The organism is Paraburkholderia sp. GAS348 (genome assembly GCF_050434205.1).
Classification (GTDB): Bacteria; Pseudomonadota; Gammaproteobacteria; order Burkholderiales; family Burkholderiaceae; genus Paraburkholderia.
The window spans coordinates 41,482-62,407 of sequence record NZ_JBNPVT010000029.1 but is presented as its reverse complement, the minus strand read 5'-3'; the positions used below and the strand labels follow the sequence as shown (position 1 = coordinate 62,407).

Below are 20,926 nucleotides of genomic sequence, written 5' to 3'. Positions count from 1 at the left end.
GGGGCCTTCACGGATGTTTCGACAGGACGGATTGTGGTCGAAGATGTGAAACAGATAAATGGTTATAATCTAGAACACAATTCGCGGCAGCTGAACAAACCGGGCGGCAAAGCGCAAACTATCCGGCGCACGCCAGGCAAGTTCGTTGTATCCGTCTGGCTTGATGGATTGCTCGAATCGCTGGGTGGCCCATTCGACAAATATCTGAACTATGGCGAAATGCGATCGGCACTTTCGCTAGCCATCGCGAGCGAAGGTTGGAGTTCTTCATCGCGACGGGTAAGGGGCAATCATTTGTGACAGGACGCCGGCCAGCTCATGGCGCGCAGTTTTCCCACCACATGTCATGAACGCGGGCTACGGGTTCGCTATGACGTCGCAAAGCACGATTGACCCAAGAATCTTGCGATCCCACAAACGGGATAGGCTTAACCGATCGAAGGGGCACAAATCTGCAGAAGCAGGTTGTCTTTGCTGGGTAAACGGTTGTCCCCGTTGAGGGGTGCGGCGTGAACGATGCCACCACCCGGCCAATACAGCCAACGGTCCTCGAGGCAAACTCAGAGTTGACATGCCGAGCTCACCCGGGCGAGTGGTCGTGATGCCGCGCATAGAGGAGTTCCGCGAACGGTACCCTGACGTCGAACTTATGCTTGGCTTTGGGTACTGTCCTGTGTACCTGATTCAGGAGGGAGTTGACTGCGCGCTCCGTGTGGGCCAGTTGGCGGACTCCAGCCTGGTCGCGCGACGGCTGGGCGCCCTCACCACGATAACTGCCGCACGTCCAGCCTACCTTCAGGCCCCACGTGCGGCCAGTGATGCGCCGCCCGATCTCTCCCTCCCGATCGGGCGCCGGCGGTCCCATACAGGAGGATCCTGCGAGTCCGCCGCGCCCTCAATCCTTCGACGGCAGAAGCAGATATTTCTCGCCGGTCGCCTTGCGCTGGAAGCCGCGGATAACCTCGGGATCGAGCGCCTCGGCCATCGTGACTTCACGGGTATAGTGGCTGGCGAAGGTCGTCGTGATCTCGTTCGCGACGCGCTGACGCAGCTTCTGGTCTTCCTCGTACCCGATCCGCCGCAGATGATAAGACAGGAGCCAGCCACCGATTCCCCAGGCCATGCCAACACCGGGCGGGGTCGTGGTCGGCGAGAGATCAAGCCGGCCGTAAATGTAGACCTGCTTGTGGACCGGCGAGCCATAGGGGCCATCGAGCGGCGTCTTGCCGACCTGAACGGCCTCCATCGCGGCAAGGATTTGTCCGGCGAGCGGGCCACCGCCGACTGCATCGAACGCCAGCGTGGCGCCGGTCGCGCTTATCGCCGCGAATAACTGTTCGCGGAATTCGGGCGCGGTCGAATCCACGATGTATTTCGCTCCGATCCCCTTGAGGATTTTCACCTGCTCGTCGCTGCGCACGATGTTCACCAGGTCGACGCCGTCGGCGATGCAGACCTTGTTGAGCATCTGGCCGAGATTCGAAGCGGCCGCAGTGTGAACGAGCGCCTTGTGCCCCTCAAGCCGCATGGTCGAAAGCATACCCAGCGCAGCCAGCGGATTGACGAACGCGGCCGCCGCCTGCTTCGGCGTGACGCCTTCCGGGAACACGAGCGCGTCGCGCGCGCGCACCTTGCGATAGCGCGTGAACATCGCTCCGTCGAGGGCGCCAACGACCTTGCCGATCAGGTGCTTCGCGTTCTCGCCGGCATCGACCACCACGCCAGCGCCCTCGTTGCCCATCGCCAGCGACTTGCCCTCGCGCCCGGCGGCGAGCATGGCGAGCCGCGGCAGGACCTTGGCCGTCGTGACGGGCCGTCCCTCCGACGTCCTGGCGCTGAGCGTCGACAGGTCGGCAGGACCGAGCAGCGTCCCGAGGTCCGACGGGTTGATCGGCGCGGCGTCCACCCGCATCACCACCTCATCGGGTCCCGGCGCGGGGACCAATACGTCCTCCAGCGAGAGCCGCACTTCACCATCCGACGTTATCAGCGACCGCAATTCCAGCGTGGTCGTACTCATCATTTTCTCTGTCTCCTAACCGTTTTCACCAAGCTCGACCCATCCGCAGCTCACAACTCGCCGACGCTGCGCCCGACATTGAGTTCGAAATCGCTGGCAGTGTTCAGTCCGCGCTCGCGCGACTTGATCATCCGTGCGATTGCCGACGGCCATTGCAGGGTCCCGCCGAACGCCACCTCGGTCGACTGGAGCTGCACCGGATCAGGCAGGCCAGTCTTGTTGAGGATCGACTTGGCGGTGCTCAGGGCCTGGGAATCGAACGACAGGATGCGCCGCACGAAATTGGCGACGAAGCCGTCAAGTTCCGCATCCGGGAGCGCACGATTAACCCAGCCATAGAGCTCGGCCGTCGCCGCGTCGAAATCGTCGGAACCCAGTACGATCTCTAGCGCTCGAGCGCGTCCGACGGCCAGCGGCAGGCGCTCGAGCGCGCCGCCGCCCGGGATGAGGCCGAAACCGACCTCCGGCTGACCGAAGATAGCCCTTTCACGACTGGCAAACCGCATGTCGCAGGCAAGCGCGAACTCGGCGCCGCCCCCACGCGCGCGGCCGCGGACGATCGCGATGCTGATGACGTTGCTCTGTGCGAGCCGGACCGCGGCGTCGATCCAGCGCGGCTTGCCGAAGCGGCTGGTCGCCTCCCCGACGCCATAGTGCGCGATGAAATAGTCGGGATTGGCGCTCTCGAAGGTCACCACCTTGAGCGTTGGCTCAGCCTCCATCGCTTCGACCAGGTCGAAAAGTTCGTCGTACATCTGATCGTCGATCGTGTTGATCGGCGGATGATCGAAGCTCACGCGCCAGTGACCCGGTGTCTTCTTGTCTATGACAAGCCTGTTTTGCACACTGCTCATGTTGTTCTCCTATTTCGAGTGTCGCCCGTAACCCGTCCTTCAATCCAGCGTTGCGCCGAGAGACATATCGGGGACTCCGCCTCATGCTTTCGCGCCCGATCCGAACCCGCGCCCCTTGGCAGCCATTGACGTCCGTCGAGACAATCGGTTCAATAATGAGACTAATTGACTTTACGCGCCTCCGCAAGCGCTTTCTTGCGAAGGCGTCCGATACCGCCCGATCGCGCTGGACGGTCGGGAATTCGGCCGTTAAGATATTTGGTTGGAAATTCGGTCAGCATGAGAATTCGGAATGGAACGCAAGAACCGCGGCGACCCGGACTGCCCGATGGCGAGATCGGTCAACATCATCGGCGAATGGGGTAGTCTGATGATCATTCGTGAGGCGTTCGTCGGCGTGACTCGCTTCGACGACTTCCAGAAACGGCTGGGCATGTCGCGCAACCTGCTAACCGCCCGCCTCAAGACGCTAGTGGCGGGAGGCGTGTTCGAGCGCCGGCCAGTGAGCAGCAACGGCCGGCGGCTCGAATATGTCCTGACGCCGATGGGCGAAGACCTGCTGACAACCATCGTCGCGCTCAGACAATGGGGGGATCGCTGGCTGTTCGCGCCCGCCCCTCATCCCAACGACATGGTCGATATCACCGACGGCTCGCGCCTCGAGGATCTGAAGATCCGGTCGACCAGCGGGCGTGCCGTCCCGCGCAAGGATATCCGGCTGCGCCCGACGCAGCAGAAATAGCGCGGCGGTACTCAGTCCCGAACCGCGCGCACCTGGCATGCGCCGGGTTCATGCATCGCGCTCTAAAAAAGACCTAGCTCGCGCGGCGCCGAGTGTCCCCAGGTCAGCCGGACCCGGGCATGATCACAACGCCAGTTTGCACTTCGTTCTTCAGTTGTTCTGACGGCTTTGCCACATTGCCGGAGCCATCGCGTAAGAAGACGCGATGAAGAAAACGAAATCGCTTTATCAGTGTCACCGCTTCCCGGCGGCCGCTATCAGTTGTGCGGCGGGCGGCCACGCTGGCCGCCCGAAGACGCTACGAATCGCGTCGGCTCCCGCCATCAACTGGCGTTCAGATCGTCTCGATCGCGAGCGCGATGCCCTGGCCACCGCCGATACACAAGGTGACGATGCCGCGCTTCAGGTTATCGCGACGCATCGAGTGGATGAGACGTGTGGTCAGCACGGCGCCCGTTGCGCCGATCGCGTGGCCGTGCGCAATCGCTCCGCCTTCGACGTTGACGATATCCGCCGCGAGTCCGAGCGTCTGGATGACCGCAAGTGGGACGGCCGCGAACGCTTCGTTGATTTCCACGCGATCGACGTCGGACAGCTTCCACCCGGCACGCTGCAGTGCGATCTCGACAGCCGGGACCGGCCCCAGACCGAACATTCCGGGTTTCACTGCCGCCACGCCGTAAGCGACCAGACGGGCGGCCGGCGCGATGCCGTGCGCATCGGCGAACTCGCGCGACGCGACCAGCATCGCGGCTGCGCCGCTGTTAAGTCCCGGCGCATTCCCGGCTGTAATCGTGCCATCCGGGCGGAACGCCGGCCGAAGCTTCGCGAGCGTTTCGACAGTGCTGTCCGGCCGCGGCTGCTCGTCTTGCGAGAAAACCGTAGCGCCCTTCTTGCCTTTGATCTCGACACCGACCAGTTCCCCGTCGAACAGGCCTCTAGCCTGAGCCGCCGTGAAACGCTGCTGCGATCGCGCCGCCCAGCTGTCCTGCTGTTCGCGCGTCATGCGCATCTCGGCGACGAGATCTTCGGTATGCCAACCCGAATGTTCGTCGGAGAACGCATCCACGAGGCCATCGCGCAACATGCTGTCATACACTTGCGCATGCCCCATCCGCTGACCCCAACGAGCGTTCGGCAGCAAGTAAGGCGCGCGCTCCATGCTTTCCATCCCGCCGGCAATCGATGCGTCGGCAAATCCGAGCCAGATCTCCTGCGCCGCATTCACGATCGCCTGCGCGCCCGAACCGCACACGCGATTGACAGTCAGCGCGGGGACCTCGACCGGCAGACCGGCGCCGATCGCAGCCTGGCGAGCGGGGTTCATCTTGTTTCCGGCCTGAATCACGTTGCCCATCACGACCGAGTTGATCTTCGACGCGTCCGCGCCGCTACGGCGCAGCGTCTCGCGCACCGCGACAGCGCCAAGGTCCACCGCCGGCACATCTTTCAGCGACCCGCCGAATGCGCCGATTGGCGTACGAACCGGATTGCAGATGACAACTTCACGTGCTTCCATGATTGCTCCTTTAACAGAAAACGAAATCCGTTCAACAATTCGCCGCATCGACTCGCTGAACTCTTGATACGCAGGGTTCTAAATTCCGGTCATGCCGTTGTCATGTCGAACAATTCCGCTCGCAACGCTTTGGCCCGATCGCTTCCGAACTTCGATTCGAACTCCGCTTGAGCAGCCAACCATGCCGGGCGTGCTCGCGAGAGCGTCCTGGTTCCACTCCTTGTCAACCTGAACACATGCGCGCGCGCATCATGCGCAGACGCTTCAGTGTCGACCAGCCCATCTCGCTGCAAAGGTTTAAGCGCTCTGAGAAGCGACGTACGCTCCATCACTATGGCCTCGGTCAGCTCAACCATGGTCATGCGGGGGCGTCGGGCCAGGTGCGCCATGATCGTGAATTGAGCTGGCGTGACCCCGGCCTGGCTCAGGTGGCGGTCATACACCTGCGTGACATAGCGTGCCGCCTGCCGCAGCGCAAAGCAGTTGCACTCGGAATGAGAGACGTTTTTATCCATGCTGCAAACTTTATATGGTGTGTACGGACACATACAAGAGGATTTTTACGGGTGGTACGCGCCACACATATATGTCCAGGCGCATCATTTTCGATGCCCCTTCCGGTGGCATGGATGTCGTCGCATCATGCTTGCCGTCGCGGCCGAAGCTATATACTGGCACACGCCACGAAATTCTATTGCTGAGGTATACCTTGTACCTTGCTCGACAGAGCACTTCGCGCAGCGTCGTTTCCACTGAGGTCTGATTAATGAAGATACTGGTACTGGGTGCAGGTGCGATCGGCGCGTACTACGGGGCGCGTCTCATCCAAGCCGGCGCCGATGTCACATTTGCTGTCCGTCCGAAGCGCAAGCGAAGCATTGAAGCATCTGGATTGCGCGTCAAAAGCGTGCTTGGCGACTTTCAGTCGGACGTGTCTCTCGTCGACAGCAGCAACATTCCGGGCAAGTATGACCTCGTCGTCCTCTCGTGCAAGACGTACGATCTCGAACAGGCCATTGAAGCGATTGCGCCGACGGTCCACGCGGGCGCAGCCGTGCTGCCGTTCCTGAATGGCCGCAGTGCGTACGATCTGCTGGACCGCCAGTTCGGCCGAGACAAGATCATCGGCGGCGTTGCCTACATCGCGACCATGATGTCGGACGACGGCGCCATCGAGCATCTAGGCGATACCGATACAGTTATTGTCGGCGCCCGCAGCCCGGGAATGCAGGATCTCGTGCAACGGTTCCATGGCGTCTTAAGTCAATCGCCCGGCCGCCGCTCCATCAGCCCGAATGTCGACCAGGCACTCTGGGACAAGTGGGCAATGATCAGCGCTTCCGCGCTCATGTGCTGCCTGATTCGCGGCACAGTGGGCGAAATCATGGCCACGAGAGAAGGCGCCGCCCTGATGTCGCAGGCGATTCACGAATGCACCGAGGTCGCCAGGCGGTCGGGCTTTGAGCTGAGCCGCGAGGTCATCGACCAGATCAGGGGACGTCTGCTGGATCGCGAATCACGCTGGGCTCCGTCAATGATGCGCGACATCGAGGCCGGCTTGCACAAGCTCGAGGCCGACGCCATTGTTGGCGACATGGCCGCCCGCGCACACGCGCTCGACATCCCGGCCGTGCTCACATCCGCCGCGTATGCCAATTTGCAGGTTTATATGGCGCGCAAAGCGTCCGGGCGGACAGCCTCACGCTGACGTACGATGCATCAAACGAACCCAAGCGCGTTGGCGGCTTCGATTCGCACGCGTCCGCCGCCCGGACGCGAGTCACACCACGTTATCGCCGGCGAGACGTGCACGAGCGCGTCATAGACACTCGTCGAGTCATTCGCCGGACACCATTGCTACCCAGGAGGCCCCTATGCCACTCGTCCGAATCAACACATCCAGCAACACCCCAGCGGAAAATGTTCAAGCCATCAGCGACGTCGTCTACGACGCGATGATCGCGGTTGCCAACGTGCCGCTTGACGACAGATTTCAGATCATCAGCCGGCACTCGAATGATGAGTTGGTCTACCCGGAGAACGGCTACCTCGGAATCCGCTACACCCCCGACATCACGTTCATCCAGGTGACCTGGAACGCCGGGCGCAGTGTTGAAGTCAAGAAGGCGTTTTACAAAGCGGTCGCCGACGGAATCAGCGAAAAAACCGGCATTCGCAAGGAGGATGTATGGATTAGCCTGATCGACGTTCCTCGCGAAAACTGGTCGTTTGGAAACGGGGAGATGCAATACGCTCCTGGCGAATAACGACTCGGCGCGAGAGTAATCAGTCTGCCACACCGTTGCGGCTGAGGAACCGATCGAGTCGCGCTGCAGCCGTACCCCACACGATGCCGGTGCAGCGCCCAGATGCTCGAGCGGCCCGCCTTGGGTGCCTCGCCAGATTTTGCACGCTCTCCAAAGTCTGGCGAGGCCTTAAATCGACTGCGAACTCAGAACATGTGACGGATGCCCGCCATCACACCAACCTGACCTTGACCCGGCGCCGGCGTGGTGCCTCCGCCGCCCGAGCTCGCGGAGTACCTCGCGTGGCTGCTGTTGGCGAGATACGCGCCCTGCAGATAAACCGCCGTTTGCTTTGAAAGGAAGTAAGTCCCGCGCAGAACGCCAAGCGTCGCGCGTGCGTCCTGACCGCTTACGATTACGCGGTACGCTCCGCCGTCAAGCGCGAAATCCGGAACAATCTGGTAGCTGGCACTAACGTAAAAGAGATTTGAGTGAACATTCGGGCCAGCCGACGAATCCGTATTAACCCAACGTCCAATCCAGCCGCCGGCCAACTTCACGCCGTAGAGACGCACATAGCTGTTAACTTGCGCGCGGTCGTCCTTATCACCGTTAGAGGTGAGCGGCAGCGGTTTGACGCCATCGAAGAAGTTCGCGGCAGCGCCCGTACCACCGCGCTGCTCCTCATACGACGCTGCACCGCCGTACCAGGGGCCGTCGTACTTCAGCATCGCAGACCACGAGCGGCATTCCGTCATCTCACCCGGCACCTGACCAGCGCAAGTACCCTGTCCCGGCGAATTGCCAGTTCCAGTCGAATCGCGACCAAATGAATACGACGCGCCCACGGTGAGGCCACCGAACTTGCCGCGGTATGCAATCGAGTTGTCGCTTCGCGCATTCGGGATGTATGAGTCCAACGAGCCCATGCCGTAGATGTTCGGCCCGATAACGTCGGCGTCGAGAACCGCCAGGTAAGTCATCGTGTACTGTCGGCCAAATGACAGTGTTCCGTATGGGCCATCAATGCCCACCCAGCTCTGACGGCCGAACAGTCGACCGCCCTGTCCCATCGAGCCGGTCCCGACGTTGAATCCGTTCTCCAGAACGAAGAGCGCCTTGTAGCCTCCACCAAGATCTTCTGTGCCGCGGATACCCCAGCGTGACGGAATTTCGCCGGTGATCGATGGCATGCGAACAATACCATCGCCAGCCGCATTCGCGTGCGAGACGTATTCAACGCCGGTATCGACGATGCCGTAAAGGGTGACACTACTCTGCGCAAATGAAGCTGCACTGACTGCGCAAAGCGCACCGCCGAGGAGATACTTCGCTTTCATCGTTGCCTCCAAATCCATTTTTTTAATCAATTTATATTTTTCTACCGATCGTGCTGTGGTTATATTTATCTATATAGTTAGTATTCCTAGTTTATAAAAATATTATTCGGCTTCGTAAATTGCGGCACCGATTTGCCTACCGATTCACAGCTGTCACGAACGAGTCGTTAAAGAAATTGTTCTCCACCAAACCACATTCGGTACGAAATACGTGGCGAGCAGCGTCAATCATCAACGGGTTGCCACACGCATACACCTCGAATCCCGACAAGTCCGGATGATCCTTCTGGACGGCTTCATGTATGAAGCCGGTCCGCCCCCGCCACTGGTCATCAGGATCCGAAAGCACAGGCACGAACTTGAGGTTCGCTGCAGAGTTCGCCCACGCCATCGCCTCCTCCATGGCATACAGGTCCTCCTCGCGGCGGCCACCCCAGTAAAATGTCGCCCCACGTTTCGCGAGAATGCCGCCATGAGCGCGCATCATCGAAGCAATAGGCGCGTATCCGGTACCCGAGGCAAGGAAAATCAACGGCGCCTCCGAGTCACGCAACGTGAACGATCCGAAGGGTCCTTCGATACGCAAAAGATCGCGTGCCTTGAGATTCTGGTAGACATGCTGCGAGAAGCGACCAGCAGGCATGGCGCGAATGTGCCACTCGACCCGACCGTCATCCGCTGGCACATTGGCCATCGAATAGCTACGGCGCGCCCCGTCTCGCAACACGACGTCGACATATTGGCCAGGGTTGAACTTAAAATCACTGCCCGCCGGAGTCTGAACACGGACGACCGCCACATCCCCGCTAACGCGATCGACCGATGTCACGCGGGCGCCCATCTTGACAATGCGGCGGCCTGGGACGCTTGCGACCTCGGGAGCATCGAGGACGACGTCTGATGTGGGTATCGCCAGACAGGTCAGGCAATGGCCGGGCTTCAAACCGTCCGGAGTTACACCCGCGGCATATCGGACGTCACCTGAAACGACTCGGGTCTCGCACGCGCGGCACTCGCCGCGACGGCAACTGTGCTTCGGGAAGAATCCGGCAGCTAATGCAGTATCGAGCACGGTCGAGTCACTCTCCGACGGCAACGCCACATTCGACGGTTCAAATTTCACTACAAACGTCGTCATCATCTCTTCCCGAATTACAAAGCCGCCTTTGCTGCCACTAGTGCTTGACGCTCAGCCGTCAAATCGAGAGCCACGTCAACGATCATGTCTTCCTGCCCGCCAACCATCCGCCGTCTGCCGAGTTCAACGAGGATGTCCACGGTCTTAAGGCCGTACTTCTTCGCCGCCACTTCCGAGTGACGCAGGAAGCTCGAATAGACGCCAGCGTAGCCGAGAGCAAGTGTTTCCCGGTCAACGCGGACCGGACGGTCCTGCAATGGGCGAACAATATCGTCGGCAGCGTCCATCAGCGTGTAGAGGTCAGTTCCGTGATTCCAACCCATACGCTCTGCCGCGGCGATGAACACCTCGAGCGGCGCGTTGCCGGCGCCAGCGCCCATGCCCGCGAGCGAGGCATCTATTCGGTCACAGCCTTCTTCCACCGCTACGATGGAATTGGCAACGCCCAGCGAAAGGTTGTGGTGCGCATGCATGCCGGTCTGAGTCTCGGGTTTGAGAACCTGTTTTACGGCACGGAATCGATCGCGTACGTCGTTCATCGTCAATGCCCCACCGGAATCGACCACGTAAATGCAGGTCGCGCCGTAGCTTTCCATTTTCTTTGCTTCGACTGCGAGATTTTCCGGCGTGGTCATATGGCTCATCATCAGAAAGCCGACTGTATCCATGCCTAGTTCGCGCGCGTATTCGATGTGCTGCTTCGAGATGTCGGCTTCAGTGCAATGCGTTGCGACGCGAACGATGCGAGCGCCTGCCTGATAGGCTGCCTTCAGGTCGTGAATCGTGCCGATACCGGGTAGCAACAGCGTCGCGATCTTCGAATGTTTGACTACGTCCGCGACAGCCTCGATCCACTCCAGGTCGCTGAACGCGCCAAAGCCGTAGTTGAAACTTGACCCTTGAAGGCCATCGCCGTGCGCGACTTCGATGCTGTCGACTTTCGCCTTATCCAACGCTTGCGCAATATCCTGCACATTCTGGATCGAATACTGATGGCGAATCGCGTGGCTACCGTCGCGCAGCGTCACATCCGAGATATAAAGTTTCTTGTTCATGGTCGTTGCTCCTTAAACGCCTTGTACGCTCAGAAGCGTCTGCGCCATCCTCTCGGCGGTCGCGAGTGCGGCTGAAGTCATGATGTCGAGATTGCCTGCGTACGCGGGCAGATAATGCGCGGCGCCTTCCACTTCGAGGAACACCGAAGTCTTCAGGCCCGCGAATCTGCCAAGGCCCGGAATGTTGAGCGGTGCATTGACGGGAATCTCGTCGAACTGCACCTTCTGCTTGAGTCGATAGCCTGGTACGTAGGCATGCACCTTCGCGACCGTTTCTTCGATTGATTGCTCGACCTTTTCTCTATCCGCAAAGTCGGACAGGGTGTAGACCGTGTCGCGCATCATCATCGGAGGCTCGGCCGGGTTGAGCACGATGATTGCCTTACCCTTCGCCGCCCCGCCAACCGCCTCGATTGCTTTGGAGGTGGTCTCGGTGAATTCGTCGATGTTCGCGCGCGTGCCAGGCCCCGCCGATTTACTGCTGATGGACGCGACGATTTCCGCGTAGTGCACCTTTACGATGCGCGATACGGCCGCTACGACAGGAATCGTCGCCTGGCCGCCGCACGTCACCATGTTGACGTTAGGCGCGTCGATGTGCGTGTCGAGGTTGACTACCGGTACGCAATATGGGCCGATTGCGGCCGGCGTGAGGTCAATCACGCGAATCGACGGTTTCAATCCGCGCAGGAGTGCATCGTTTTTGACGTGTGCGCCCGCGGAGGTCGCATCAAACACGAAATCGATGTCGTCGAAGACAGGCAGACGTGTCAGGCCTTCGACACCATCGTGCGTCGTTGCTATGCCCAGGCGAGCGGCCCGCGCGAGGCCATCCGAGTTGGGGTCGATGCCAACCATCGCGGCCATTTCTATATGCTGACTATGGCGCATGATCTTGATCATCAAGTCGGTGCCGATGTTGCCCGAGCCAATGATGGCTGCTTTAAGTTTCATATAACTCTCCTGGTCCGGATTGCACTAGCGCACGCGGATAACAGCATGATGATTGGAGTAAAGGCGTTCGACTTCCGCTGCTCGCAGTGTTAGCACTGCACGCTGGTTGACGTAGCCTTTATCGGTGATTTCACCCAGCTCGAGAGACGGCGGTGTGGAGAGCAGCACTGCACGCATAGGTCTCTGTGATGACCCAAGGCCCGCACCGAAATCACACAATGCCTGGGTAAGAAGGTGTCGCACCTCTTCGCACGCCGCGAGTTCTTCGCCGTTCATTTTCGAGGCGTGGTCGCATGCCAGTGCACGCAGAGCCCCGGATGGAAAAAGCAGCAAGCCAACTTCGTCGCGGTCGTGTCCGGTCACTACAGCGTCCATAACGTACGGATTCAGTGCTGAAACGACGCGAACGCGAAGTGTGCCGACGGAAACCCATGTGCCGGTGGTCAGCTTGAAATCTTCCGCGACGCGGCCGTCAAAAATCACGCCGAGGTTGGGGTCGTCCGGATCGGCAAGACGGCCGGCGTCGCCAATGCAGTAAAACCGTTCCTCGTCGAATGCGGCGTCAGTACGCTCAGGATCGTCCCTGTAAGTGGAAAACACAGATGGTCCGCGAACCCGCATCTCAAGCTTGTCCTGACACGGCACGAACTTGAGCTCGACACCCGGAACGGGAACGCCGATGTTGCGCGAATCCACAGTCGAGAAGTGCGCGCTCGTAATGACCGGCGAGGTCTCGGTCGCACCCCACTCGGTCGTCAGGAACACTGGGTCGTCTCGCACGGCCAAAGAGAGGGCGCGAACCCGGTCCGCTGTCTTCTGCGGAAGCGCAGCAGCAGCGAAAAAAAGCATGTCGAGCCGCTCGAAGAGCGCCGAGGTAGCCTCGGGGTCTCTCTCCAGCAAAGGTAACAGCGCGTCGAATCCTCGCGGCACGTTGAAGAACAAGGTCGGGCGAACGTCCTTCAGGTTCTGCACAGTGCGCTCGATCATCCCCGGCACTGGTCGGCCATCGTCGATATAAAGCGAACCGCCGTTCCGCAGAATCAGGTTGAAATTGTGGTTGGCGCCAAACGTGTGACTCCACGGTAACCAGTCGAGCACGACAGGTTGCGCCTGGTCGACAAAGCGCCAGCACTGCGCAATCATTTGCTGGTTCGCGCACAGCATGTCGTGTGTGGTGACGACAACCTTCGGCTTCCCAGTCGAACCCGATGTCAGCAATAAGCGAGCGGGCGTTTGAGGGGTGACTCGAAGGAACGCCCGCTCCACAGCATCCGTCGGCGCTCCCGATTCCAGATCGGCGAACGAGATAGCGCCCGGCCGAACGTTACGCGTGTAGACCACATGGCAGCGACCGACATAGCTCTCGATTGCGCGACCATAGACCTCGCCGTCCTCCGCGTAAATCACTGCCGGCGTGAGCTGGTCGAGCATGGCGTGCAGCTTTGTGTGATCCGAGGCCGCGCGTGAATACGCTGACGATACGATTGCGATCGGTATGCCAACATGCATTGCTGCCAACGACAGCAGCGCAAGATTGACACTGTTGTCCGACAAAGCGACAACAGCCGTACCCGCAGGCACCTTGAGGTTGAGTAATGCCTGCCCCAGTCGGCGCACCTTGTCGAAGGCAGTCGCATAACTGACCTCGCGCCAGGTATTCCGTGAATTGTCGAGGTCACGCTCGGCAATGAACGTGGCACTGGGGGTCTTCCGGGCCCATTCAATCAGCCATTCTCCGACCCGGCGATGATAGGGTTGGAGAAGGTCAGCCGACCGCAGCACGAAGCTGCCATCGTCCCGGTCCTCGCGAATAATATGTGGAATCGCCAACGCGCCAGGGCGTGCGAGCGGTGATTGCTGGTAAACGCCGGTCAACATGCTGTCTCCATTGCGGCATCAACGCGCCGATGAATGGGCGCGCTAGCAACTGCGCCATTCTTGTTTTTCATTTAGTCTCTCCTCCATCCACTGCGTCTATCGGACGACTAACCGAGGCTGCAGGAAACGGATCCAAGGCCATCAATCTGAACGTCGATCTGGGCGCCGCTGGATACCGCAACCATCGGACCGAGCGCACCTGAAAGCACCACGTCGCCTGCGCGTAACGGCTGATTGCGTATCGCGAGCGTTTTGGCGAGCCACCACGCCGCATAGAGCGGATTGCCCAGGCATGCGGCACCGGAACCTTGGGATGCCAGGTCTCCATTCACGGTGCAACGCATCTGACATGCGACGAGATCAACGTCGGAAATGCGATGCGGCGTGTCTCCAAGCACGTAGACGCCGCAAGATGCGTTATCTGCAATCGTGTCGACGAGCGTTATCTTCCAGTCGTTGATAACGCTGTCGACAATTTCGATTGCGGGCAAGACGTACTCCACACCTTGCAGAAAGCGTCCCCAACTGATGACCTCGTCATCGAGATCGCGCCCGAACACAAAAGCAATCTCCGCTTCCGCCTTGGGTTGAATAAGGCGACCGGCCGGCACCACAGCGCCGGTCAGATATTCCATGTCATCGAAGAGCACTCCGAAGTCCGGTTGATCAACGCCCAGTTGTTGCTGGACCGCCTTCGAGGTCAAGCCGATTTTCTTACCGATAATCCTGTTGCCGGCCGCCACAGCCGCCCGTGTATTGATCTCCGCGACCGCATACGCTGCATCAATGCCTTCAATGCCGAACGTTTCGGAAATGCGCGGAATGGTTGTGCGCGCCTGTCTCGCCTGGCGCAGCACTGTAGCAGCCTGTTCGATGCGCTCTTCGGTCATTGCATCGCTCCTTCGTTGCAGTTCACCGCCACGACTGCCGATTTCCAGCCGTGGACCTGCCGTGAAAGCCGCTCGATCGCTTCACGTTCAGCAGCGAGACACTCCGCGTACTCTTGCGCAAGACGATCCACGATCTTCGAGAGCGGCTCAACCGCCGTCACCGCACCCACGCCGTGGCCAGCCGACCATACGTCCTTCCACGCCTTCGGCGCCGTGCTGATGTCGCCGGAGAAGTCGATCTTCTTCGCTTCGCTGACCTCCACCGCGGCAAGCCCTGCCCGCTCGAGTGTGGGACGCAGCCAGTTCGCCAGCACCCCCGAGACTGCCTTCGAAGCGACCAGGTCCTCCATGTTGCTATCCACCAGCATGTCCCGGTAAGCGGGCTGCGCCATGCTTTCCTCGGCCGCGATGAAGCGGGTGCCGAGAACCCCGAAATCGGCGCCAATCTGTTGCGCGGCACGCGTGTGAGCGCCGGTCGAGACAGCGCCCGCGAGCCCGAGCGGGCCGCTCCAGAACCTGCGCACTTCGTCGACAAAGGAGAACGGGTGGTAGGTGCCCGTGTGGCCGCCGGCGCCAGAACACACGAGAATGAGGCCATCCACACCAGCCTCGACTGCCTTGCGAGCCATCGCCGGGGTGGCCACGTCGGCCATCACAAATCCGCCGTAGCCATGAACGTGATCGAGAACACGACGGGGGCTGCCAAGCGCCGTGGTGACAATTTTCGGCTGATAGCGAAGCACCAGTTCGAGCTCGGCGTCAAAGCGGTCGTAGCTGCTGTGAACGATCATGTTAAGTGCCCACGGCGCAGTGCCGCCGAGAGCTGCACCGGCCGCGATCGCGCTCAGTGCATCGTCGAGCGCGCTAATATTGCGCGCGTTCGGCGCCGCATACGTGCCAACGATACCCGCTCGCGACGCCTCGATGACGAGCTCCGGACTCGAGACGAGGAACATCGGAGCCGCCATAACCGGAAGGCGAGTTTGCGCGAACAATTCGCGAAGTTGGGGAGCTGTAGACTTTTCTAGCATGATGTTCCGATAAGCGGTTTGCGTTACGGTGCTTTCCTGCGCGCGGGGCGCCCACGAATTTCCCAGCCACCATCACTTTGGAGAATCGCCGCGGTCGTCGCTGGCGAGTTGGTTCGGGACGCTAGAAGCACATAGTGACCGGTGTGGTCTTCGGGTTGCGCGATGAAGCCGAGCGGCACGGCATCCGCCACCGCATCCGCGAAACCGGGAATATCCGACAGTCGATCATTCTCCCGCCCCAGCGATTGCGGTCCCTTGAGTGGTGTAACGGTCCCACCCGGAGCAACTCCATTCACGCGAACATCCGGCGCAAGTTCATAGGCCAATTGCTTGATGAGACCCACGCACGCGTGCTTGGACGCGACGTACACAGGACCGCCGCCTCCCGCGTAGAAGCTCGCATTCGAGAGCGTGAAAATCATGCTCCCGCGGCTTTCCCGCAGCGCAGGGGCGGCAGCATGGGCGGCGAGCATATAGCCCAGCACATTGACGCCGAAGACCTCTTCGAAGGTTGCCTTCAGCGTGGGACCGTCGAACTTGCGCAGCGCCGCGAAGTGGTCCCACACGCCTGCATTGCCAACCAGCGTGTCGAGCTTTCCGAACTTGCGCAAGGTCGCATCCACAGCCTCGGCGTTGGCCTCCGGAGAGCGCACGTCGCCGACGGTCACCACGACCTTGCCGCCGAACTCTTCGTACATGGAGTCGGCCTGCGCGGCGTTGCGAATCAGAACACCCACGCCCTGCGCACCTTCGGCCAGGAAGCGGCGAACCACTGCGAGTCCGATGCCGGAATTTGCGCCCGTTACAAGCGCGACATCATCGTTTAGCCAGCCCATGGTCAGAAGAATGTGTTGATGTTTTTCGACATCAGCAGAGACTGCGTGATGATGACTTTTCGACGCGCGATACGCAGTGCACCGTCGACTTCACGAAGAAGATCCTCGCGACGGCCCAGCAGCAAATCGTTATCCGCTTCACCCCGGCTTCGATAATTCACGAACACCGAATGAACGACGTACTCTCCATCCTTCTCCGCGCGACACGCTTCAACATTGCTGATGACGTGGACATGCCGCGTCGGCGGATCTTCTGCCCACGCCGACGGCTGCATGAAACGAGCCACGCGGCGCTCGAGGTCGAGATGGCAATCGTCGAAATACGCCCCACGTCCGGGCGCGTATGAGCCCAGCCGGTCTGCCCTTCTGCGATTCTCGATCGCTGGCATCCAGTAGTGAATGTCGGGCGTCATGAGCGCGAGCCATTCTTCCCACCGCTCGCTGTCGAGCAGACGGGCCTCGCGGAACAGAAACTGTTCGATTCGATGTGCGAGTTCGCGCTCGACCAGTCTCTCATCGTCGGAGACGAATTCAGCTTTGACATTTGCGTTCATGCGCTTACCTTGCTGTCCTCGTGTTGAAACGCGCTCTCGGGCAACCCAGCCTTATCGCGCTTCGGCACTTCGTCCCACGAGCGGGCGCCCATCAGGTCTGCCCAGCGCTGGTAGAAAGCGCGATGGTTCGCCTCGTTCACCTGGTTGCGGAAGACGTTGCCCGGCAGTTCCGTATCCGTAAGACGCGAGCCAAGACCGAGGCCCATGTACAGTTCCTGCTGACGGGTAACGAAACCCGCGTTGGTGCGCGTCGAGAACTCGAAATTTTCTCCATCGTCCATCTCAAACACACCTGACGGCGAGAACGTCATCATCGTGCCCTTGATCCAGCGGTCCTTGATTTCCTGCGGAGCGCTGCGATTCACGATGGTCCACGTGTGCAGTTCGATCTTTCCTGGACCGCGTGGGTGCCAGACACGGAATGTGTTCTGGCCCGGCAGGAACGAGAGATTCGGAAATACGCTGACCGAGGAAATTGAGCCGATCATCTTCGAGCGGAACTCGCCTAACCGCTGCGCCACCGTAGGCTGAATGCCGTACAGATACTTGCGGATTTCCTTATCGCCCAAAGTCGCCGCATTGCCGACGACATCAAGGTTGAACTCCCATCCGTGGCCGTTGAAATTCACGTGATAAGAGTCGGGGTCGCGGTACACGTCGGAGACGGGGCCGCCGAGCATCGCACGAGCAGCGGAATCGTGAGTCCAGAGCGCGTGGTAGATGTCACCGATAAAATTCTCGACCGGCACCTTCCAGTTGCAATTGATGACGGACTTCACACAGCCGCCGACGAACTCCGTGCCCCGCCCGTCCATATCGAGCAACACGTCGAGATAGAAGCGGAAATCACCCAACCACTCGTCGAGCGGCGGCGCATCCGCGTCCATGTTGCCGAACACGAGTCCCTTGTACGATGCCACCTGTGCGACAGGATGGAGTCCATGTTCGCTAGCCTTCATGCCACTTGCGTCGAAGAGCTCCTGACCTGCCATGCCGCGCAATTCACCGTCAATGCCGAAACTCCAGCCGTGGTAGTTACAGACGAAACTCCGCGCGTTTCCCGCGTCCGTGAAATTCAGCTTGTTACCGCGGTGCGGGCAGGTATTCAGGAACGCCTTGATCGACCCATCTTTCTGGCGAACGACAATGACATTGTCTTCCGCCATATACGTGGTTAGATAATCGCCCGCCTTCGGCAATTGCGATTCGTGGGCGAGAAAGAGCCAGCTCCGGGCAAAGATCTTTTCGAGTTCCTGCTCGTAAATCTGGTGATCCCAGTAGACTCGGCGCGAAAGGCTGCCTTTCTCGAGGTCGATCAACCGGTCGAGGTAGGAAAGCGGCTCGCTTGCCGCGTCGCGCTTGAGTCGCGGGCAAGCACCCGTGCAATCATGTGACATCTGCGCCTCCTTCAGACCGATGAAACCGCGTCTTCCGACTCGGCATCCAGATCGGCGAATACTTCGTCGCCTTCCTCGATGACCCGATACGTACGCAGGTCGACAGTGCATGGAAATGCAACGGCCTGGCCTGTCGGAATATGGAACTGTCCGTCGTGGACCGGGCACGCAATCAGGTCGCCGTCGACAATCTCCCCTGCCGAAAGCGACGCGGTTGCGTGGGTGCAAGTGTCGCTGGTCGCATAGAAACGACCTTCCAGGTTGTAGACGGCTAGTGGACAACCGCTGCCTTCGACCTTACGCATCTCGCCAGGCGCGAGTTCTTCGCGCTTGAGCAGAAAGACCTTGTTCATAAAACACACTCCGTTATTGCAGATGCAGCTGGACGAAGCCGAGCCCGGTGACCCATTCTGGAACAGGTGCGTAGTCGATGACCTCGCCACGCGCCCCCGCGAGCGCACCCATCGCGCACGCCCAATTGCGAATTTCCATACCGCCGTTTCCGCCGTTCTTGAGGATGTACTCATCACTCAAGCGCGCGATCGCGTCCACATCACAGCTAGTCGCGTAGTCGAGAATCTCGCGATCGAAAGCTTCGTTGACGCGGCCCATATCCGCCGTGCCGACCCAGTGGCTGATGCCACCGCTGCCGATTACGGCAACCCGTTCGTCGTCCGGCCACGCGTCAACGGCGTCCCGGATCGCGCGACCGAGCGAAACAGCCCGGGTCAAGCGAATGTATGGGTCGACACCCGCGGCGAGATAAACCGGAATGGTTCCCACTCGCGCGCCCGCCTCTCGAAGTGGCTGAACAATCAGTTGATTCGGGATGCTCACAGAGTGGTCAACCGTCAATGCTCGAGCAACTGCCCAGTCGTAGCCATTCGCCAAACCGTGTTCCGCGATGTGTTGCGCCAGGGGCGCGCTATCCGGTATCACTCCCCGCTTCAAGCCAGGGAGAGCATCCAGTGGTCCATCGACGTCGCCAGTACCAATGAGAAAGCTCGGCAGACAGTTCGTCCCGAAGAGCATGTAATGGTCGGCGCCGACGATCACCACGCTGGTCGGCCGCAACTCCGCGAGCCGTTCCGCGCAGGTGTCGAATGCCTTCCACATGCGGTCACGGACCTCCTGCTTGGGAGCGTCCGGCGCGACGAACATCACCGGGTCATGTGGCACGAGAAAGCCACCTACTACTTTTGCCATGTCGGCTTTCTCCCTCTCTATTGTTTGAGTGCCGCTACGTGCACGGCCTCACCATCGCTCACGGGACGAAGACGCGCCATGTACGCACGCATATCGCGGTTGGGCGATAGCTCCTGCCAGAAGCCCATTGTCAGCATTGGATTCACGCCCGCCGTCTGGAGCGCGAGGACGTTGAAGTCGAGGACCATCTGGCGCTCGTCGTCGCTGAGCGCGAAGCGCCGGAGAAAACCCTCGGCGTCTTCACGAAAGCGCTGTTTGGCGGCACGATCGACGCTCAATTGATGGAGCACACGCTCGAGTACGTTGCGGCTCATGGCAGTTATTCACAGAAGGCTGTCACGAGGCGCAGGAAATCCGCACGACGCTCGGTTTGCACCCAATGACCGCACTGTCCAAACAGATGCAGATCGGCGCGAGGAATCGCACGGGCGAGCAACTGCCCGCAAGCTGGCGGGACGACGCGGTCTTCACGACCATGCAGCACCAGCGTAGGCGCTTGAATCTTTGCGACGACGTGCTCGGGGAATCCCTTGACCATCGTCGGGCCTTCGGCATTCGGTTTCGGAATCAGCTTGCGCAACGCGTCCTGCGCCCCCGGGCGCGCGCTCGCCTCGTAACGCGACTTGACCATCTCCGGCGTGATAATCGACTGGTCGAACGGGAACAGCCGCATGGTTTGCTCCATGTTTTCAAGCGACGGCTCGTATTGCCACGCTGAGCGAAGACCGGGCGTTTGTTCGAACTCCCCTGCGGGTGTGCCGAGGAGCACGATGCGCTCGACCCGCGACGGATCGAAAACGGCGAGGCCCAGCGAGAGCGCGCCGCCGAACGAATTGCCGACGAATGACGCCTTCTCGATACCAAGCGCATCCATGATGCCCACAAGATGCCGCACCCAAAGCTTGATGTCGTACTGGGTGCCTTCCTTGAACTCTGTGAAGCCGAAGCCGGCAATGTCCGGCACGACCACGCGGAATTTTTCCGCCAGATCGGGCATGACACCTTTCCAGTTCGTCCAGCCCGACACGCCGGGACCCGAACCGTGCAACAAGAACAGCGGCTTACCGCGCCCCTCGTCGAAGTAATTCGTCCGATGCTCGGCCGCAACCAGCTCTTTACCCACGCCTTCCAGATTTGCCATCATTTCCTCCATACCCATACGTATGCGTATGTTAGAAGCGAGGTTAAATAACGTCAATGATTTGAAGCCTGGGGTTAACGCGGCAGGCGGCGACTACGCACGACGGAAATTCGTCGGAGTGCGTA

The 20,926-nt window shown here is 60.2% G+C and carries 22 protein-coding genes and 1 pseudogene; 5 read left to right on the top strand and 18 right to left on the bottom strand.

Going from position 1 to position 20,926, the window contains the following annotated elements:
• Both P3T22_RS29860 and P3T22_RS29855 read left to right on the top strand, forming a co-directional pair.
• Nucleotides 1-300: hypothetical protein (locus P3T22_RS29860; RefSeq protein ID WP_429326920.1), on the top strand; the 300-nt coding region annotated here is incomplete at its 5' end.
• Nucleotides 301-502: 202 nt separating this feature from the next.
• Nucleotides 503-796: pseudogene (locus P3T22_RS29855) on the top strand (LysR substrate-binding domain-containing protein); the annotation flags it as partial.
• A 99-nt stretch (nt 797-895) separates the two neighbouring features.
• Here the strand turns inward: P3T22_RS29855 and P3T22_RS29850 are convergent.
• Nucleotides 896-2,023 (bottom strand): zinc-binding dehydrogenase, encoded by a 1,128-nt coding sequence (locus P3T22_RS29850; RefSeq protein WP_429326919.1) that lies wholly within the window; start codon nt 2,021-2,023, stop codon nt 896-898.
• A gap of 47 nt (nt 2,024-2,070) precedes the next feature.
• Nucleotides 2,071-2,874 (bottom strand): enoyl-CoA hydratase/isomerase family protein, encoded by an 804-nt coding sequence (locus P3T22_RS29845; RefSeq protein WP_429326918.1) that lies wholly within the window; start codon nt 2,872-2,874, stop codon nt 2,071-2,073.
• 292 nt (nt 2,875-3,166) lie between these two features.
• Between P3T22_RS29845 and P3T22_RS29840 the strand changes: the two genes are divergently transcribed.
• Nucleotides 3,167-3,616 (top strand): winged helix-turn-helix transcriptional regulator, encoded by a 450-nt coding sequence (locus P3T22_RS29840; RefSeq protein ID WP_429326917.1) that lies wholly within the window; start codon nt 3,167-3,169, stop codon nt 3,614-3,616.
• A 334-nt stretch (nt 3,617-3,950) separates the two neighbouring features.
• On the opposite strand, the gene P3T22_RS29835 is transcribed toward P3T22_RS29840, so the two are convergent.
• Nucleotides 3,951-5,135: a thiolase family protein gene (locus P3T22_RS29835; RefSeq protein WP_429326916.1), complete on the bottom strand. Its 1,185-nt coding sequence runs from the start codon at nt 5,133-5,135 to the stop codon at nt 3,951-3,953.
• Between the two features lie 89 nt (nt 5,136-5,224).
• Nucleotides 5,225-5,650 carry a MarR family winged helix-turn-helix transcriptional regulator gene (locus P3T22_RS29830; RefSeq protein ID WP_429326915.1) on the bottom strand — a complete coding sequence of 142 codons (426 nt, stop codon included), beginning with the start codon at nt 5,648-5,650 and terminating at the stop codon, nt 5,225-5,227.
• Between the two features lie 251 nt (nt 5,651-5,901).
• Between P3T22_RS29830 and P3T22_RS29825 the strand changes: the two genes are divergently transcribed.
• Together P3T22_RS29825 and P3T22_RS29820 are read left to right on the top strand one after the other, a co-directional pair.
• The gene (locus tag P3T22_RS29825) at nt 5,902-6,843 is read left to right on the top strand and encodes a ketopantoate reductase family protein (protein ID WP_429326914.1); all 942 of its coding nucleotides are present in this window, start codon (nt 5,902-5,904) and stop codon (nt 6,841-6,843) included.
• 166 nt (nt 6,844-7,009) lie between these two features.
• Nucleotides 7,010-7,402, top strand: a complete 393-nt coding sequence (locus tag P3T22_RS29820; protein ID WP_063499136.1) for a tautomerase family protein — start codon at nt 7,010-7,012, stop codon at nt 7,400-7,402.
• 185 nt (nt 7,403-7,587) lie between these two features.
• On the opposite strand, the gene P3T22_RS29815 is transcribed toward P3T22_RS29820, so the two are convergent.
• From P3T22_RS29815 to P3T22_RS29750, 14 genes are all read right to left on the bottom strand, one after another.
• A complete protein-coding gene (locus P3T22_RS29815) occupies nt 7,588-8,721 on the bottom strand; it encodes a porin (RefSeq protein WP_429326913.1) in 1,134 nt (377 codons plus the stop codon).
• Between the two features lie 136 nt (nt 8,722-8,857).
• Nucleotides 8,858-9,859 carry an FAD-binding oxidoreductase gene (locus P3T22_RS29810; RefSeq protein WP_429326912.1) on the bottom strand — a complete coding sequence of 334 codons (1,002 nt, stop codon included), beginning with the start codon at nt 9,857-9,859 and terminating at the stop codon, nt 8,858-8,860.
• A gap of 14 nt (nt 9,860-9,873) precedes the next feature.
• The gene (gene dmpG / locus P3T22_RS29805) at nt 9,874-10,914 is read right to left on the bottom strand and encodes a 4-hydroxy-2-oxovalerate aldolase (protein ID WP_429326911.1); all 1,041 of its coding nucleotides are present in this window, start codon (nt 10,912-10,914) and stop codon (nt 9,874-9,876) included.
• 12 nt (nt 10,915-10,926) lie between these two features.
• Nucleotides 10,927-11,868, bottom strand: coding sequence for an acetaldehyde dehydrogenase (acetylating) (locus P3T22_RS29800; RefSeq protein ID WP_429326910.1), 942 nt, complete (start codon nt 11,866-11,868; stop codon nt 10,927-10,929).
• 24 nt (nt 11,869-11,892) lie between these two features.
• Complete coding sequence (locus tag P3T22_RS29795) at nt 11,893-13,746, bottom strand: feruloyl-CoA synthase (protein WP_429326909.1); 1,854 nt, start codon at nt 13,744-13,746, stop codon at nt 11,893-11,895.
• Nucleotides 13,747-13,853: 107 nt separating this feature from the next.
• Nucleotides 13,854-14,636 (bottom strand): 2-keto-4-pentenoate hydratase, encoded by a 783-nt coding sequence (locus P3T22_RS29790; RefSeq protein ID WP_429326908.1) that lies wholly within the window; start codon nt 14,634-14,636, stop codon nt 13,854-13,856.
• On the bottom strand, nt 14,633-15,667 hold the full coding sequence (locus P3T22_RS29785) for an NAD(P)H-dependent flavin oxidoreductase (RefSeq protein WP_429326907.1): 1,035 nt from the start codon (nt 15,665-15,667) through the stop codon (nt 14,633-14,635). The genes P3T22_RS29790 and P3T22_RS29785 overlap by 4 nt, the downstream gene beginning before the upstream one ends.
• Nucleotides 15,668-15,690: 23 nt before the next feature.
• Nucleotides 15,691-16,503 (bottom strand): 3-(cis-5,6-dihydroxycyclohexa-1,3-dien-1-yl)propanoate dehydrogenase, encoded by an 813-nt coding sequence (hcaB, locus tag P3T22_RS29780; protein ID WP_429326906.1) that lies wholly within the window; start codon nt 16,501-16,503, stop codon nt 15,691-15,693.
• Between the two features lie 2 nt (nt 16,504-16,505).
• The gene (locus P3T22_RS29775; protein ID WP_082855320.1) at nt 16,506-17,057 is read right to left on the bottom strand and encodes a 3-phenylpropionate/cinnamic acid dioxygenase subunit beta; all 552 of its coding nucleotides are present in this window, start codon (nt 17,055-17,057) and stop codon (nt 16,506-16,508) included.
• Complete coding sequence (locus P3T22_RS29770) at nt 17,054-18,454, bottom strand: Rieske 2Fe-2S domain-containing protein (protein WP_429326905.1); 1,401 nt, start codon at nt 18,452-18,454, stop codon at nt 17,054-17,056. Before P3T22_RS29770 ends, P3T22_RS29775 begins: the two co-directional genes overlap by 4 nt.
• Nucleotides 18,455-18,465: 11 nt before the next feature.
• Nucleotides 18,466-18,807, bottom strand: a complete 342-nt coding sequence (locus P3T22_RS29765) for a non-heme iron oxygenase ferredoxin subunit (RefSeq protein WP_063499127.1) — start codon at nt 18,805-18,807, stop codon at nt 18,466-18,468.
• Between the two features lie 13 nt (nt 18,808-18,820).
• The gene (locus tag P3T22_RS29760; protein ID WP_429326904.1) at nt 18,821-19,660 is read right to left on the bottom strand and encodes a hypothetical protein; all 840 of its coding nucleotides are present in this window, start codon (nt 19,658-19,660) and stop codon (nt 18,821-18,823) included.
• A 17-nt stretch (nt 19,661-19,677) separates the two neighbouring features.
• Nucleotides 19,678-19,974: an extradiol ring-cleavage dioxygenase gene (locus P3T22_RS29755; protein ID WP_063499125.1), complete on the bottom strand. Its 297-nt coding sequence runs from the start codon at nt 19,972-19,974 to the stop codon at nt 19,678-19,680.
• A 5-nt stretch (nt 19,975-19,979) separates the two neighbouring features.
• Nucleotides 19,980-20,801, bottom strand: coding sequence for an alpha/beta fold hydrolase (locus tag P3T22_RS29750; protein WP_429326903.1), 822 nt, complete (start codon nt 20,799-20,801; stop codon nt 19,980-19,982).
• Nucleotides 20,802-20,926 lie beyond the last annotated feature (125 nt).

Excerpts from the sequence above, each read along its gene's own strand:
- P3T22_RS29850 (WP_429326919.1), bottom strand. The coding sequence starts at position 2,023 with ATGATGAGTACGACCACGCTGGAATTGCGGTCGCTGATAACGTCGGAT.
- P3T22_RS29845 (WP_429326918.1), bottom strand. The coding sequence starts at position 2,874 with ATGAGCAGTGTGCAAAACAGGCTTGTCATAGACAAGAAGACACCGGGT.
- P3T22_RS29840 (WP_429326917.1), top strand. The coding sequence starts at position 3,167 with ATGGAACGCAAGAACCGCGGCGACCCGGACTGCCCGATGGCGAGATCG.
- P3T22_RS29835 (WP_429326916.1), bottom strand. The coding sequence starts at position 5,135 with ATGGAAGCACGTGAAGTTGTCATCTGCAATCCGGTTCGTACGCCAATC.
- P3T22_RS29830 (WP_429326915.1), bottom strand. The coding sequence starts at position 5,650 with ATGGATAAAAACGTCTCTCATTCCGAGTGCAACTGCTTTGCGCTGCGG.
- P3T22_RS29825 (WP_429326914.1), top strand. The coding sequence starts at position 5,902 with ATGAAGATACTGGTACTGGGTGCAGGTGCGATCGGCGCGTACTACGGG.
- P3T22_RS29820 (WP_063499136.1), top strand. The coding sequence starts at position 7,010 with ATGCCACTCGTCCGAATCAACACATCCAGCAACACCCCAGCGGAAAAT.
- P3T22_RS29815 (WP_429326913.1), bottom strand. The coding sequence starts at position 8,721 with ATGAAAGCGAAGTATCTCCTCGGCGGTGCGCTTTGCGCAGTCAGTGCA.
- P3T22_RS29810 (WP_429326912.1), bottom strand. The coding sequence starts at position 9,859 with ATGACGACGTTTGTAGTGAAATTTGAACCGTCGAATGTGGCGTTGCCG.
- dmpG (WP_429326911.1), bottom strand. The coding sequence starts at position 10,914 with ATGAACAAGAAACTTTATATCTCGGATGTGACGCTGCGCGACGGTAGC.
- P3T22_RS29800 (WP_429326910.1), bottom strand. The coding sequence starts at position 11,868 with ATGAAACTTAAAGCAGCCATCATTGGCTCGGGCAACATCGGCACCGAC.
- P3T22_RS29795 (WP_429326909.1), bottom strand. The coding sequence starts at position 13,746 with ATGTTGACCGGCGTTTACCAGCAATCACCGCTCGCACGCCCTGGCGCG.
- P3T22_RS29790 (WP_429326908.1), bottom strand. The coding sequence starts at position 14,636 with ATGACCGAAGAGCGCATCGAACAGGCTGCTACAGTGCTGCGCCAGGCG.
- P3T22_RS29785 (WP_429326907.1), bottom strand. The coding sequence starts at position 15,667 with ATGCTAGAAAAGTCTACAGCTCCCCAACTTCGCGAATTGTTCGCGCAA.
- hcaB (WP_429326906.1), bottom strand. The coding sequence starts at position 16,503 with ATGGGCTGGCTAAACGATGATGTCGCGCTTGTAACGGGCGCAAATTCC.
- P3T22_RS29775 (WP_082855320.1), bottom strand. The coding sequence starts at position 17,057 with ATGAACGCAAATGTCAAAGCTGAATTCGTCTCCGACGATGAGAGACTG.
- P3T22_RS29770 (WP_429326905.1), bottom strand. The coding sequence starts at position 18,454 with ATGTCACATGATTGCACGGGTGCTTGCCCGCGACTCAAGCGCGACGCG.
- P3T22_RS29765 (WP_063499127.1), bottom strand. The coding sequence starts at position 18,807 with ATGAACAAGGTCTTTCTGCTCAAGCGCGAAGAACTCGCGCCTGGCGAG.
- P3T22_RS29760 (WP_429326904.1), bottom strand. The coding sequence starts at position 19,660 with ATGGCAAAAGTAGTAGGTGGCTTTCTCGTGCCACATGACCCGGTGATG.
- P3T22_RS29755 (WP_063499125.1), bottom strand. The coding sequence starts at position 19,974 with ATGAGCCGCAACGTACTCGAGCGTGTGCTCCATCAATTGAGCGTCGAT.
- P3T22_RS29750 (WP_429326903.1), bottom strand. The coding sequence starts at position 20,801 with ATGGCAAATCTGGAAGGCGTGGGTAAAGAGCTGGTTGCGGCCGAGCAT.